Source organism: Hydrogenophaga sp., assembly GCF_030373225.1.
Classification (GTDB): Bacteria; Pseudomonadota; Gammaproteobacteria; order Burkholderiales; family Burkholderiaceae_C; genus Hydrogenophaga.
Map to the genome: position 1 here is coordinate 48,821 of NZ_JAUCZG010000002.1, position 13,968 is coordinate 62,788.

Genomic DNA, 13,968 nt, shown 5'->3' on the forward strand with positions numbered 1-13,968 from the left:
TCACCAGCGCGCAGGCAGGGTCTTGAGCAACCAGATCCAGCGCTCGCGCACCGCGATGTAGCCACCGGTCTCCAGGTCTTTCAGCAGGCGGCTCACCATTTCGCGGGAGCAGGCCAGGTGCTGCGCCATCTGCTGGTGCGTCAGCCGCTCCTTGAGCGCGCGTTCGCCGCGCTCGTCGGGCATCTGGGCCATGCTGTTGAGCAGGCGGACCAGGCGCCCGTAAACGTCGATCAGCGCGACGCTGCGTGCACTCTCGGTGGCCAGCCGCGCGCGGCGGATCAGGCGGGCCATGAGTTCCAGCGCAAATTCGGGGTGCTCGGCGATGTAGGCCAGCAAGGTGGCACGCGTGACCACGGCGCAGACACTGGGCTCGGCAGCCTCCACGTTGGCCGAGCGCGGCCCGCCGTCGAGCGACATCTCGCCCACGTATTCCAGCGGGCCGTACAGCCCCAGGGTCAGCTCGCGACCGTTGTTGTCCGACAGGAAGGCCCGCAAGCGGCCCTGCAGCACGATGTACAGCGTGTCGCCGGTCTCACCTTCCTGGATCAGCAGCGTGCCGCGGCGGTAGCGCCGCTGCACACCTTGCGCCGCCAGCGCTTCGACATGTTGGTTCGGATGGGCAAAGGGAGTGGCGGCAGGTGCGACTGGCATCCATGTTCACGGGTGGATTGAATCCGTGGAATTGTGGGGCATGGGCATCACGATGCGCAAGGCGGGCACCACCGGCGGCAGGCTGTTGATGCGCTGGAGCAGTCGCCGAATGCTCGGTGACCCGGCTTTTTCGCGCAGTGTCTTGATCTGGCTGCGGATGGTGGACGGCGCCACGCCGTGTTCGCGGGCGATCTCGGGAATTTCGAGGCCGCGGCACAGGCCCATGAGCACCGCTTCCTCGCTCGGGCTCAAACCGATGGTGCGGGCAAACATGCGCACCGCCAGGTTGTCGCAGGTGCTCTGGCGCGAGAGCATCACCAGCACGGTGGGTGGGTCGGCCTCCAGTGGATGGCTCAGCGGCGTGAAGGCCAGCGACAACTCGCGATCGCCCCGGTGCAGCAACACCAGCCGGCGCTGGCCACGAAAGGCCGCCTCCATGGCGGTCTGTATCTGCGCGGTGAGCTCGGCCGTGCTGCCCAGCAGGCTGTTGCCATAGGCGACCAGCATGCGCGAGCTGGCCATTTCATGCCGGGCCAGGTGGTTGGCATGCAGGATCGTGCCCTGGGCATCGATGATCAGCATGCCGTAGTCGATCTCGTCCAGCGCCCGCAGCAGGTGCGCACGGCCCAAGGACTGTTGCGCGCTGCGCTCGAGCGCTTCGTCTGCGCCGGACATCCAGACCGTTCCCGTGGACAGAGCCATGACCATTCCCCTTGGTGAACCAGTGAGCCAGTCTAGGCAGAGGCCTCGGCCTCCAGGTGTACGGCAGTGCCGCCACCTTTGTGATGTATTCACCTCGCGGCCTGCGGCCGGTGCAGCACCCTCAAGCCGGCGCTGCGCCTGGCGCCTGGGCGTGCGCACGAATCGCCGCCAGCGTGCCCCGGGTCGTGATGACGTCCACGTCGAGCATCACCTCGATCAGGCTGCCACCGGGCGCAGCCAGGGCGCGCTGCAAAGCGGGCTCGAATTCGGCTGTCCGGGTGATGCGTTCGGCCGCATACCCGTAAGCGCGCGCCAGGGCGCAGAAGTCGGGATTGGCCAGGACCGAACCGCTCACGTTGGCCGGGTACTCGCGCTCCTGGTGCATGCGGATGGTGCCGAAGCTGGCGTTGTTGAGCAGCAGCACGATGCTCCTGGCGCCGTGCTGCATGGCGGTGGCGAGCTCCTGGCCGTTCATGAGGAAGTCGCCGTCGCCGGCGATGGTGAACACGGTGCGGCCGGTGAGGATGGCCGCGCCGATGCCGGCTGGCACACCGTAGCCCATGGCGCCGTTGGTGGGCGCCAGTTGCGTCTTGTGGCCCTTGACCAGGCCGTGGTAGCGGAAGAAGCGGTGCAACCAGCTTGCAAAATTGCCGGCGCCGTTGCTGAGCACGGCATCGGCGGGCAGGTGCTGCTGCAGCGTGTGCACGATGGCCGGCATGTCGACGGTGCCGGGCAGCTCGATGCCGCCATTGGCCGGGTCGATGTTGGCCAGGTAGTCGGCGTGGCAGCCCTGGGTCCAGTCCGTCCAGGGCAGCGTGGGCGGTGCTGTGAGCACCTCCAGGCTGCGGGCCGCCGCGTTCATGGTGGCATTGATCGCCAGCGTGGGCTGGTAGACGCGGCCGAGTTCTTCGGCACTGGCGTGGATGTGCACCAGCTTCTGCCTCGGCAGCGGCGCTTCGATGAGGGTGTAGCCGCCGGTGGTGGATTCGCCCAGGCGCGGCCCGATGGCGATCAGCAGATCGCTCTGGCGCACGCGAGCCGCCAGCGCCGGGTTGATGCCCAGGCCCACATCGCCCGCGTACTGGGCGTGGTGGTTGTCGAAGGTGTCCTGGAAACGGAAGGCGTTGGTCACCGGCAACTGCCAGTTCTCGGCGAAGCGTTGCAAGGCCGCGGCAGACTGCGGTGTCCAGCCTCCGCCGCCAGCGATCACCAGCGGCCGCTCGCTGGCCAGCAGCAGCTCGCGCAGCTCGCGCAGCGCGCCCGGGTCGCTCCAGGCCTGCACCGGCTCCACGCGCGGCAGCGGCTGCGCGTCCACGCTCTGCGTGAGCATGTCTTCGGGCAGCACCAGCACCACCGGGCCGGGCCGGCCGTTCATGGCAGTGGCAAAGGCCCGCGCCACGTATTCGGGAATGCGGCGAGCGTCGTCGATGCGTTCCACGCGCTTGGCCATGCCCCTGGTGGAGGGCCCGAAGAAGGCCGCGTAGTCGACTTCCTGGAAGGCCTCTCGGTCGCGCGCGTCGCTGGCCACATCGCCCACGAACAACACCATGGGCGTCGAATCCTGGAACGCAGTGTGCAGGCCGATCGAGGCGTTGGTGGCACCCGGTCCGCGCGTGACAAAACAGACGCCGGGGCGCCCGGTCAGCTTGCCCTGGGCTTCGGCCATGAAGGCCGCGCCACCTTCCTGGCGGTTGGTCACGAAGCGGATGCGGTCGGCGTGGGCGTGAAAGCCGTCGAGCACCGCGAGGTAACTTTCACCAGGCACACCGAAGGCGTGGGTCACGCCCTGGGCGATCAGGCATTGCACAAGGAGGTGGCCGGCGAGTTGTGAGGTCATGACGGCATTGTGCCGCGCCCGCCCACGGCCGCCCCCGAGCGCCGACCCACACCGATGGCGGCATACACCGACACCAGCAGCACCAGCGCCGCGCCCGCCAGTGTCGCTGCGTACCAGCCACGGTCCATCGCCAGACCAAAGATCAGGGGTGACAGTGCGAAGCCCACGTCCAGACCCGAATAGACCGTGCCGTAGACCCGGCCGGTCGCCCCTTTGGGGGTGGCCTTCTTGATCATCATGTCGCGACTGGGTCCACCCACGCCCACCGCGAAGCCGGTGGCGGCCAAGGCCACCATGGTTCCCACGGCGCCCAACCAGCCCGTGGCGCAGACCAGCAACAGCAGGGCCCCGCTGGTCATGGCGATGGCCACCACGCGGTCGCTGGACCAGCGGTGGCTCTGGCCGTACGCCGCGACAAAGCCGCCCACCAGCATGCCCAGTGCCGAGCACAGCATGTAGGCGCTGATGGTGAGCGTGGCCACCTCCACACCCACGCCATGCACCGCCTTGAGGATGGACGGGGCGAACGTCTGGACCACCGCCAGCGTCATCGTCGACAGCAGAAAGAACGCAAAACACCACCACACCACGGGCAACTTGAGGAAGGCGAGATCACTGCCCTGCGTCGCGTCCGCGCGGCGCACCACCACCTCGGTCAGCAGCTTGTCACGCTGCCAGAACAGCACGGCCAACACGCCGACATACAGGACGGCCGCTCCCAGGTAGGCGGTGCGCCAGTCAGCGAGCGCCGTGATGCCGATCAGAAAGGCCGGTGCCAGGGCCCATCCCAGGTTGCCGGTCAGCCCATGCGCACTGAACGCGTGACCCAAGCGCGGGGCAGAGACACGCTGGTTGAGGATGGTGAAGTCGGCCGGATGAAACGGCGCGTTGCCCAGCCCGGCCAGCATGGCCACCAGCACCAGCCCCGCATAACCCGAGGCCTGCGAAGCGGCCAGAGCGGCCAGAAGAAAGCAGCCGATGGCGGCGAACAGCACCGGGCGTGCGCCGATGCGGTCCACCACAAAGCCCGCCAGTGCCTGGCCGGCGCCCGAGATGACGAAGAAGATGCTCATGAGCAGGCCCACGTCGGAGTAGCTCAGGCCGAAGTCGCGAATGAACACCGGGAAAAGGGGGGCGAGCAGCAGGTGCGAGAAGTGCGAGGTGCCGTGGGCCAGGCCGACCAGCCCGATGACGGTGGCGTCCTGCCGCAGTGGCACGGGGTTGACGGGTGCAGCAGCACCCAGCGCGGCGGTGTTCATGCCGGAGATCGTACGGTGCGATGCGCATGCAAAATGGCGACGGAAAGACAAGCATCGTCGAAAATCAGCCAAACCTGCCCCGATCGCCAGCCATGCCGACTGCACGCCGCCCCCCGCTTCGCGCCCTGCCGCTGGGTGACACCGACCCCTACCGCCCCACGCCCGAACAGCCGGTGCGCTGCCGCGCGCGGCACCTGGACGGCGACAACCAGTTTGCACTGCACCACCATGCATGGGGGCAGCTGGCCTTTTGCGCCAGTGGCCTGATGCAGGTCACGGTGCTGCAGGCGGACCCGGCCGGCCGGCAGGCATCGCCCGCACAAACCACCACCATCGTGCCGCCGTCGCGTGCCGTGTGGATCCCGCCGGGTGCGCGGCACGCGGTGACCATCGTCGAGGCGGCCCGGCTGCTCACCCTCTACATCGACGACAGCGTGCTGCCCGGCCACTGGAGCGCGTCGCGCGTGCTGGTGGTCACGCCGCTGCTGCGCGAACTGGTGCATGCGCTGAACCGGCCGCGGCAGCCCCCGCAGGCCGCCGCTCGCGCACTGCTCACCCTGCTGCTGCACGAGATGGAGCACGCCGACACCCAGCCGCTGGGTGTGCCCATGCCCAGCGCCACCGGCGGCGACCGCCGGCTGCGCAACCTCTGCGAAGCCGTGATGCAGGCCCCGTCCCAGCACACCACGCTGGCCGGCTGGGCCGCGCATGCCGGGGCCAGCGAGCGCACGCTGGCGCGCCTGTTTCGCGACGAACTGGGCACCGGGTTTCAGCGCTGGCGCCAGCAGGTGGTGCTGGCGCACGCCATGCCCATGCTGGCGCGCGGCGTGTCGGTGGGGCGGGTGGCGCAGGCCAGTGGCTATGCCAGCGAAAGCGCGTTTTCCGCCATGTTCAAGTCGGCCATGGGTCTGCCGCCCACCCGACTGCTGGCCCAGGTCCGGGCCCGCAGCCAGTCTCAGGCGGCCACGGCCTCGTCGACCCGGGCCTGATCGGCCGCGATGGCCTCGATCGCCTTGCGCACCACGCTCTGACCATCCACCGGGCGCAGCAGGCGGTTGGCGATCAGGCGTTCGCAGCTGCGCTTGGTCATGGAATGCGGACGACCGCCCCGGCTCACGAACATGAACAGCGTGCCGCGGGTGCTGGCCCAGATGAGCTGGGCGCGCAGCCATTCGCGGTGCGAGTACAGATCGACCCAGTCGCCCTCACGCAGGCCCGCCAGCAGCGTGATGGCGTCGAACGGAATGTCTTCGTCGCTCTCCGATTCGTTGAAGCCCGAGGCAGCGACCGCGACCGCGTCTGCGCCGGTGGCAGCATGGGCTTCGGCGAGCTCGGAGAAATCGGTCGGCAACGTGTCCTGGAAACCCGCGGCCTCCAGTTCCACCCGCCCCAGCCAGGGCTGGGCGGCCTTGCGCGGCTTGCGCTGCTCGGCGGTGGCCGGCAAGGTCTCGTCGAGTTCCATCGACATGGACGAACTGTCCAGCGGCACCGGATTCGAGGTGCTCGCGTCGGCACGCGCGCGAGCGCGCCGAAGGCCCAGCACCGGCTGGTGCAGGCGCATGAGGGCATCGAAGAACGGCTTGGTTTCCTCGCGCGTCTTGCCCAGCGACTCCAGGCCGGCGTGCAGCGTCTTGAGCATGCCGGGCACCATTTCGAGCAACTGCGAGGGCAGACGCAGGGTGACTTCCTTTTTGGTGCTCCACAGCAGGTTGGACACCACCTTGCGGTAACCGCCCGGATCGACCGCGCCCGGCGGCGCATTGAGCTGCGCCGACGCGATCGCCAGCGCCCACGGACCGTAGAGGAAGTCCAGGATGAAGCCGGGCACGTGGTCGACGTCGGGACGCTGGCTCAGGTCCCAGGCCACCTGGTCGGCCAGCGTCTGCCGCGCTTCGGCATGACGGATGGCCTGAAGGTTGTTGTCCTTGGCGGCATCGTCGTCGCGGTCCTGGCTTTCCCACTCCTGAAGCAGTTCGTCCAGGGCGATGGCGAAAGCCTGCGGATCGTCGGTCTCGAGTTCGTTCAGGGCATTGAACGCCTGCTGCACCGGCTGGAAGAATTCGGCGAACTCGCTGGCGAATTCGTCGTTGTACTTGAAGCTGCGCTGGGCAACGCACTCGATCAGTCGACGCGCCGGGTGCGCGTCTTCGCTGAAGAAGCGCGGGTTGGCCATGGCCAGGCGCAACAGCGAAGGCTCCAGCGCCACCACCGCCTCGCGCACCGGTGCCAGCAGCAGCGGGTCTTGAGCGACCTGGTTGACCAGCTTGCGCACCACGTCCAGGCCCATGGCCTGCGCCACGCGTTCGGCCTTTTGCTTGAGCTGCATGAGCACGCGGGCGCGCTCGTGGGCAGCGGCGAAATCGCCCCAGGTCTTCTGGCTGAGCTGGGTGCCGATGTCCACCGCGCGCGCCGGCCGGTCGACCACCGGCAGGGCCTTGTACTGCTCGCTGCGCTGGACCACCATCGATTCGTCCAGCGTGGGAATGGCAGCGTAGGCCTCGATGGCCGCCAGCTCCTCGCTCACCTGGTCGTAGTACTCGGGCGCCAGCGACTGCTCGTAGCGCTGCCCGCCCTGCTCCAGAAAGTTGTGCAGGTACTGGTTGTCCACCGGCGTCTGCAGGCGCGCGAGCTGCGGCATGTCGGGGATGAAGTCGCCAAAGTGCGCTTCCCGCGTGCTGTCACCCCGGTGGTCCAGCGGCGCATGGCCCGACGGGTTCCACTCGGTGGCGGCGGGGCCGGCACCGCGCGCAGCCCTGGCCGAGCTGGCCGCGGTGCGCGCCGCCGCACCCGGCGCATCGGCCAGCAGACGGACCCGGTAGCCAGCTTCCTGCACGTTGGCGCGCTGCAGCACCAGCGTCAGGCGGGCGTACAGGCCCTTGAGTTCGTGGCCGATGGCCCGGCCGCAATGGCGCAGCCACAGGGTTCGAAGCTGGGAGTCGGATTCGTCCAGCGCCATCATCTCGCGCAGCGCCCGCACGAACACGGCCGGGCGCAACGGGTTCAGGTCGGCCTGCACGGTGGACAGGCCCTGCAGGGAACTCATGAGCGCATCGAGCACCTTGAGTTCCTGCTCGAGCGGCGGCAGCAGGCTTTGCAGCAGGCGCGCGGATTCGATCGACTCGCTCACCGCGTCGTCTTCCACCAGCGACAGGTAAGTGGATTCGCTCAGCAGCGAGGTGCGCGATGACTGGGGGGCGTCGGTGGGCACTGCGAAGGCTTCGCGCAGTCGCTGGGGAAAATCGACCACCCAGCCCTCTTTTTCCTGGCGCATGCGCCAGCAGGCGGTGGCGAGGCGGTCGCGCTGGGCGACATCCATGGTCTGCTTTTCCGCCTCTTGCAGGCTCACCACCGCCGCGTCGATACAGCGCCCGAGCATGGCAGGGGCGTCTTCGAGCGCCTCGGCGAGGCACTGTTGCAACAATCTGGGGGGTACCGTCATCGCCTGGCGCTGCATCGGATGTGAGACAAGTCACGGTTATACCTGCCCCCCCGGGTACTGACATGTCGGCGCGGAGATAAGGCCTTTATCTGTCCCCGAACGGTCGGGCGACGTGCCGCAAGGCCCACGCGCCCGGTCAGACCAGCACCGACAACGACGCGGCAGCCGCGCAACCGGAAACCACCCACACGGGTGAAATGCGCCAGCGCAACAGCGCTGCCAGCGCCATGCCCGCCAGCAAGACATCGCCCACCGACTGCATGGCGGCGGGCCAGACCGGGTCGATGAAAGCGGCCACCAGCAAACCCACCACCCCGGCGTTGATGCCGGTGAGCACCGAGCGCACACCGATGCGCTGGCGCAACAGATCCCAGAACGGCAGCACACCGACCACGGTCAGCGCGGCGGGCGCAAAAACCGCGCCCAGCATCAACAGGCCCGCCAGCCAGGGGGCCAGTCCTGCGAGCACCGCCGGGTTCATGACCGCGCCCAGGTAAGCCGAAAAGCTGAACAAGGGACCGGGCATCGCCTGCACCGCGCCGTAGCCCGCCAGGAAGTCGGCGCTGCTGACCGCGCCCACGGGCACCACCGACGACTGCAACAGGGGCAACACGACGTGACCCCCGCCAAACACCAGGGCACCCGCACCAAAAAACCCCGCCACCTGTGCCAGCAGCGCCGAGCCACTCGCTTCAGCCCACAGGGGCAGACCGACCAGCAGCAGCGCCAGCAGCGCCAGCGCGACGGCGCCGGCCGTGCGTGTCATGCCAAAGCCCTGCTGCGCGTCGGGCGCACTGCTTGCGGCGAGCCAGCGCGACCCCATCCACAGGCCGGTCAGACCGGCCACCCCGATGGCCAGCAACTGGCCCCAGGCGCCACCCCACCCCGTGAGCCACGGCAGTCCGAGCGCCAGTGCCGCGGCCACGCCTGCCAGCACCCGCCGGGGCGTGTCGGGGCACAGGCTGCGCGACATGGCCCAGATGGCCTGTGCCACCACGGCCACAGCCGCCACTTTCAGGCCTTGCAGCGCCGCCTGCCAGGCGGGGGCGTCGCCGGCGTCATCGAGCCACGCGACCCCGTGGGCGAAACCGATCATCAGCGCCGCCGCCGGCAGGGTGAAGCCCAGCCAGGCGGCGGCCATGCCGCCCCACCCCGCCCGCCGCCAGCCCAGCGCCATGCCGACCTGGCTGCTCGCCGGCCCCGGCAGAAACTGGCACAAGGCCACCAGATCGGCGTAGCTGGTCTCGCTCAACCAGCGCCGGCGCTCGACGAACTCGGTGCGAAAGAAAGCCAGGTGCGCCGCCGGCCCGCCGAACGAGGTGCAGCCCAGGCGCAGAAAGACCCAGAAGACCTCGATCAGGGAAACTGGAGACGGTGCAGACGGAAACGCCATGCGGGGCCACCTGGGTTGAGAGCGCGGATTGGAAGACGGGGCGGGACGCTGCTCGCGCCTGCCCGCCGGAGAATAGCGCAGGGGCCGCCTGTGCCCTTTGTCAAGGCCACGTCACATCTGGCATGCAATCTGCAAGCAGGGCTGTCACCCGCGTTCAGGCTTCAGGGAATCAAGAATGGGAAGTATCCGGCGTTACGCCAAGACCGCCATGGCATGGGAGGCGCTGTCGCGCCCCGATGCGGTGGGCCGCCAGGTCCACACCTTGCTGCTCATGGCCAATGGCCGGCGCAGCGAACAGGAGCTCTCGCTGCTGCTGGGCACCGACATCCGCGAACTGGCCTATGGACTGATGGAAAAAGGCTACCTGCAGAACACGCAGGCCACCCTGCTGCCCGAAGCCGAAGCCGACGACGAAGCGCCAACCCCTGCCTGAGCGCTCCCGGGCGGACGGGCCCGCCCGGAGCACCTCACAGCCAGCGTTTGAGCAAAGCCATGATCTGGTCGAAGCGCGCCCCATAGGGCGGGTAGAACAAATGCCCCATCGAGAAGCGTGACTGCACCAGAACGGGCTTTTGCTGGGTGAAGCGCAGGAACCCGGTTTCGCCGTGGTACGCACCCCAGCCACTCTCGCCCACGCCGCCGAAGGGAAGGCCCTCGTGAGCCACGTGCATGAGCGTGTCGTTGATGCTCACCCCGCCGCTCACCGTGCTGGCCATCACCCGCTCGCGCACGGCCGCGTCGCTGCCGAACCAGTAGAGCGCCAGCGGCCTTGGCCGCGCGTTGATGTAGCGAATCGCCTCGTCCACCGACCCGTACGCCACCACCGGCAGGATGGGGCCGAAGATTTCCTCGTCCATCAAGCGCAGGCCCGGGCTCGGGTCGAACACCAGGGTCGGATTCATTTGACGGGCGGTGCTCGCCCCGGTCGGTCCTGCCGGGGCCACGTCGACCACCCGGGCGCCCTGCGCCGAGGCTTCGCCGAGCAAGGCCTGCAGGCGCGCGAAGTGGCGATCGCTCACGATCGCGGTGTAGTCGGCGTTTCCCGCGATGACCGGGAAGAGCCGCGCCACCGCCGCGCTGTAGGCCCGCTCGAACGCGGCCTCCTGACCGCGCGGCAGCAGCACGTAGTCGGGCGCGATGCAGGTCTGCCCGGCATTGAGCAATTTGCCGTGGGCGATCTTGAGCGCAGCCTCGTCGAGGTTGCAGGACGCGTCCACGATGCAGGGCGACTTGCCACCGAGCTCCAGCGTGGTGGGCGTGAGGTTGGCCGCCGCAGCGGCCGCCACCTTGCGGCCGACCGCGGTGGAGCCGGTGAAGAACAGGTGGTCGAACGGCAGGCTGGCGAAATCGTGTGCCACATCGGCACCACCGAGCACGACGCTGAATTCTTCGGCTGAAAAAACCCCCTGCACCAGCGAAGCCATGAGCGCCGAGCTGTGCGGGGTGAGCTCGCTGGGCTTGAGCATCACGCGATTGCCCGCGGCCAGGGCGGTCGCTGCCGGACCAAGGTTGAGTTGCAGCGGGTAGTTCCAGGGTCCGATGACACCCACCACGCCCAGGGGTTGGCGCTGCAGGTGGGCGCTGGCGGGTTGCAGGTACAGCGGCGTGGGCACGCGACGGGTTTTCATCCAGTGCGGCAGTTCCTTGTGCAGCTGGCCGATGGCCGCCCGCAGCACGAACAGGTCGGCCACCTCGGTGACCTGACGCGAGCGCACGCCGAAATCTGCCTGGACCGCGTCGGACAGCGCGGTGCCATGCGTGTCGATCAAGGCACGCAGTCGGGCCAGCCGGTCCCGGCGCAAGGCCAGGGGCACGTCGATCTGCTGGCGGCTGGCGCTGTGCTGGGCGTCGAACAGGGCGCGCAGGGGAAGGGTCGGGGGTATCTTTGTCATGCTTCCATGATAGGACTGGCTGCCCCGTCGGGGTAGAGGTGCACCCCCATCCCGACGGATGGAAGTGCAACCCGCAGGCACCCGATCAGGACTCGGCCACGGCGTCACCGAACTCGAACACGCCCGGGTTCTGCACCGGGTCCACGTCCACCGGAATCGCCGACTTGGGCGGATAGCGGCCCTCCAGCAGGTACTTCGAGAGCGGGTTCTCGATGCGCTGCTGGATCGCACGCTTCAACGGACGCGCACCGAACACCGGATCGAATCCGACCTTGGCCAGCTCGGCCAGCGCCGCGGGCGACACCTGCAGGTGCAGGTCCATCCTGGCCAGACGCGCCTCGAGCACCTTGAGCTGGATCGCAGCGATCGACTCGATGTGCTGTGCGTCCAGCGCATGGAACACCACCGTCTCGTCGATGCGGTTGAGGAACTCCGGGCGGAAGTGGTTCTTGAGCTCGCTCCACACGGCTTCCTTCACGTCTTCGTACGGTTCGCCCACCATGGCCTGGATCATGTGCGAGCCGATGTTGCTCGTCATGACGATCACGGTGTTCTTGAAGTCCACCGTGCGACCCTGGCCGTCGGTGAGGCGCCCGTCGTCGAGCACCTGCAGCAACACGTTGAACACGTCCGGATGGGCCTTCTCCACCTCGTCGAGCAACAGCACGCTGTAGGGCTTGCGGCGCACGGCTTCGGTGAGATAACCGCCCTCCTCGTAACCCACATAGCCGGGCGGCGCGCCGATGAGACGGGCCACGGAGTGCTTCTCCATGAACTCGCTCATGTCGATGCGCACCAGGTGGTCTTCGCTGTCGAACAAGAAGCCGGCCAGCGCCTTGCACAGTTCGGTCTTGCCCACGCCGGTGGGGCCGAGGAACAGGAAGGAGCCGGTCGGTCGGTTCGGATCACTCAGGCCCGAGCGCGAGCGTCGGATGGCGTTGGCCACCGCACCGATGGCCTCGTCCTGCCCGACCACGCGCTCGTGCAGCTTGCCTTCCATCAGCAGCAGCTTGTCGCGCTCGCCCTGCATGAGCTTGCTCACCGGGATGCCGGTGGCACGGGCCACCACCTCGGCGATCTCTTCGGCACCGACCTGCGTGCGCAGCAGCTGCGGGCGACCCTTGCCGTCCTTGTTCAGCGCCTTGCCCGACTCGGCCGCCTGCGCGTCCTTCAGGCGTTTCTCGAGCTCGGGCAGCTTGCCGTACTGGAGCTCGGCGACCTTGTTGAAGTCGCCCTTGTCGGTGAAGGTCTTGATCTGCGAGCGGATGCGGTCCATCTCTTCCATCACGTCCTTGGAGCCGAGCGCCGCGGCTTTTTCCGCCTTCCAGATTTCGTCGTAGTCGGAGATCTCCTTGGTCAGCCGGCCGATCTCTTCTTCGATCAAGCCGAAGCGCTTCTGCGAAGACTCGTCCTTCTCGCGGCGCACGGCTTCGCGCTCGATCTGCAGCTGGATCAGGCGGCGGTCGAGCCGGTCCATCACCTCGGGCTTGGAGTCGAGTTCGATCTTGATCTTGGAGGCCGCCTCGTCGATCAGGTCGATCGCCTTGTCGGGCAGGAACCGGTCGGTGATGTAGCGGTGGCTGAGTTCGGCCGCGGCCACGATGGCCGGGTCGGTGATCTGCACGCCGTGGTGCACCTCGTATTTTTCCTGCAGGCCGCGCAGGATCGCGATGGTCGCCTCCACGCTGGGCTCACCCACCAGGATCTTCTGGAAACGGCGCTCCAGGGCTGCGTCCTTCTCGATGTACTTGCGGTACTCGTCGAGCGTGGTCGCGCCCACGCAGTGCAGCTCGCCGCGCGCCAGCGCGGGCTTGAGCATGTTGCCGGCGTCCATCGCGCCTTCGGCCTTGCCCGCGCCCACCATGGTGTGCAGCTCGTCGATGAAAACAATGGTCTGGCCCTCGTCTTTCGCCAGTTCATTGAGCACCGTTTTCAGGCGTTCCTCGAACTCGCCGCGGAACTTGGCGCCGGCCAGCAGCGCAGCCATGTCCAGACTCAGCACCCGCTTGCCCTTGAGCGAATCGGGCACCTCACCCGCCACGATGCGTTGTGCGAGACCCTCGACGATGGCGGTCTTGCCCACGCCGGGTTCACCGATGAGCACCGGGTTGTTCTTGGTGCGGCGCTGCAGCACCTGGATGGCGCGGCGGATTTCATCGTCGCGGCCGATCACCGGGTCGAGCTTGCCCTGGCGGGCGCGCTCGGTGAGGTCCATGGTGTATTTCTTGAGCGCCTCGCGCTGGCCCTCGGCCTCGGGGCTGTCCATGGACTGCCCGCCACGCACCGCGGTGATGGCCGATTCCAGGCTCTTGCGGTTCAGGCCGTTTTCGTTCGCGATGCGGCCCAGCTCGCCCTTGCTGTCGGCCACGGCGAGCAGAAAGAGTTCGCTCGCAATGAACTGGTCGCCGCGCTTGATGGCCTCCTTTTCGGTGGCCTGCAACAGCTTGCCCAACTCCTGGCCGACCTGCACCTGGTCCTGCCCCTGCACTTCGGGCAGGCGTTTCATGGCGGCCTCGGTGGCCTTGGCCAGCCCGGGCACGTTCACACCCGCGCGCTGCAGCAACGACTGCGGCCCGTCGGCCTGGCGCAACAGGGCGAGCAGCAGGTGCGAAGGCTCGATGTAGGCGTGGTCCGCGCCCAGGGCCAGCGTCTGGGCTTCGCTCAGGGCTTCCTGGAACTTGGTGGTGAGTTTGTCGTGTCGCATGAGGGTGCTCTCCGGGTGATCAGAATGCTTGGACAGGTGGCGCTGCTCACGCGTTTTTCAAGCCTGCCACCCAGCGTGCGCCAGACCGCAT

At 68.2% G+C, this 13,968-nt stretch carries 10 protein-coding genes; 2 read left to right on the forward strand and 8 right to left on the reverse strand.

What is annotated here, in order from left to right; all coding sequences use genetic code 11:
- From QUV35_RS01535 to QUV35_RS01550, 4 genes are all read right to left on the reverse strand, one after another.
- Window positions 1-651 (reverse strand): Crp/Fnr family transcriptional regulator, encoded by a 651-nt coding sequence (locus tag QUV35_RS01535; protein ID WP_300870371.1) that lies wholly within the window; start codon window positions 649-651, stop codon window positions 1-3.
- 6 nt (window positions 652-657) lie between these two features.
- Entirely contained in the window at window positions 658-1,353 is a 696-nt protein-coding gene (locus QUV35_RS01540) for a helix-turn-helix transcriptional regulator (protein WP_300870372.1), read from the reverse strand.
- Between the two features lie 121 nt (window positions 1,354-1,474).
- Entirely contained in the window at window positions 1,475-3,190 is a 1,716-nt protein-coding gene (locus tag QUV35_RS01545; protein WP_300870373.1) for a thiamine pyrophosphate-binding protein, read from the reverse strand.
- The gene (locus tag QUV35_RS01550; protein ID WP_300870374.1) at window positions 3,187-4,449 is read right to left on the reverse strand and encodes an MFS transporter; all 1,263 of its coding nucleotides are present in this window, start codon (window positions 4,447-4,449) and stop codon (window positions 3,187-3,189) included. Before QUV35_RS01550 ends, QUV35_RS01545 begins: the two co-directional genes overlap by 4 nt.
- 92 nt (window positions 4,450-4,541) lie before the next feature.
- Here QUV35_RS01550 and QUV35_RS01555 point away from each other — a divergent pair, with 92 nt between their 5' ends.
- Complete coding sequence (locus QUV35_RS01555; protein WP_300870375.1) at window positions 4,542-5,438, forward strand: helix-turn-helix transcriptional regulator; 897 nt, start codon at window positions 4,542-4,544, stop codon at window positions 5,436-5,438.
- Here the strand turns inward: QUV35_RS01555 and QUV35_RS01560 are convergent.
- Both QUV35_RS01560 and chrA read right to left on the reverse strand, forming a co-directional pair.
- A complete protein-coding gene (locus QUV35_RS01560; RefSeq protein ID WP_300870376.1) occupies window positions 5,405-7,867 on the reverse strand; it encodes a DUF1631 family protein in 2,463 nt (820 codons plus the stop codon). The genes QUV35_RS01555 and QUV35_RS01560 overlap by 34 nt on opposite strands.
- Window positions 7,868-8,024: 157 nt before the next feature.
- Window positions 8,025-9,281 carry a chromate efflux transporter gene (chrA, locus tag QUV35_RS01565; protein ID WP_300870377.1) on the reverse strand — a complete coding sequence of 419 codons (1,257 nt, stop codon included), beginning with the start codon at window positions 9,279-9,281 and terminating at the stop codon, window positions 8,025-8,027.
- 175 nt (window positions 9,282-9,456) lie between these two features.
- Here chrA and QUV35_RS01570 point away from each other — a divergent pair, with 175 nt between their 5' ends.
- Complete coding sequence (locus QUV35_RS01570) at window positions 9,457-9,714, forward strand: hypothetical protein (protein ID WP_300870378.1); 258 nt, start codon at window positions 9,457-9,459, stop codon at window positions 9,712-9,714.
- 34 nt (window positions 9,715-9,748) lie between these two features.
- Here QUV35_RS01570 and QUV35_RS01575 read toward each other — a convergent pair whose 3' ends face one another.
- Both QUV35_RS01575 and clpB read right to left on the reverse strand, forming a co-directional pair.
- On the reverse strand, window positions 9,749-11,173 hold the full coding sequence (locus tag QUV35_RS01575) for a coniferyl aldehyde dehydrogenase (protein WP_300870379.1): 1,425 nt from the start codon (window positions 11,171-11,173) through the stop codon (window positions 9,749-9,751).
- Window positions 11,174-11,258: 85 nt separating this feature from the next.
- A complete protein-coding gene (gene clpB, locus QUV35_RS01580; RefSeq protein WP_300870380.1) occupies window positions 11,259-13,877 on the reverse strand; it encodes an ATP-dependent chaperone ClpB in 2,619 nt (872 codons plus the stop codon).
- Between the last annotated feature and the right edge of the window lie 91 nt (window positions 13,878-13,968).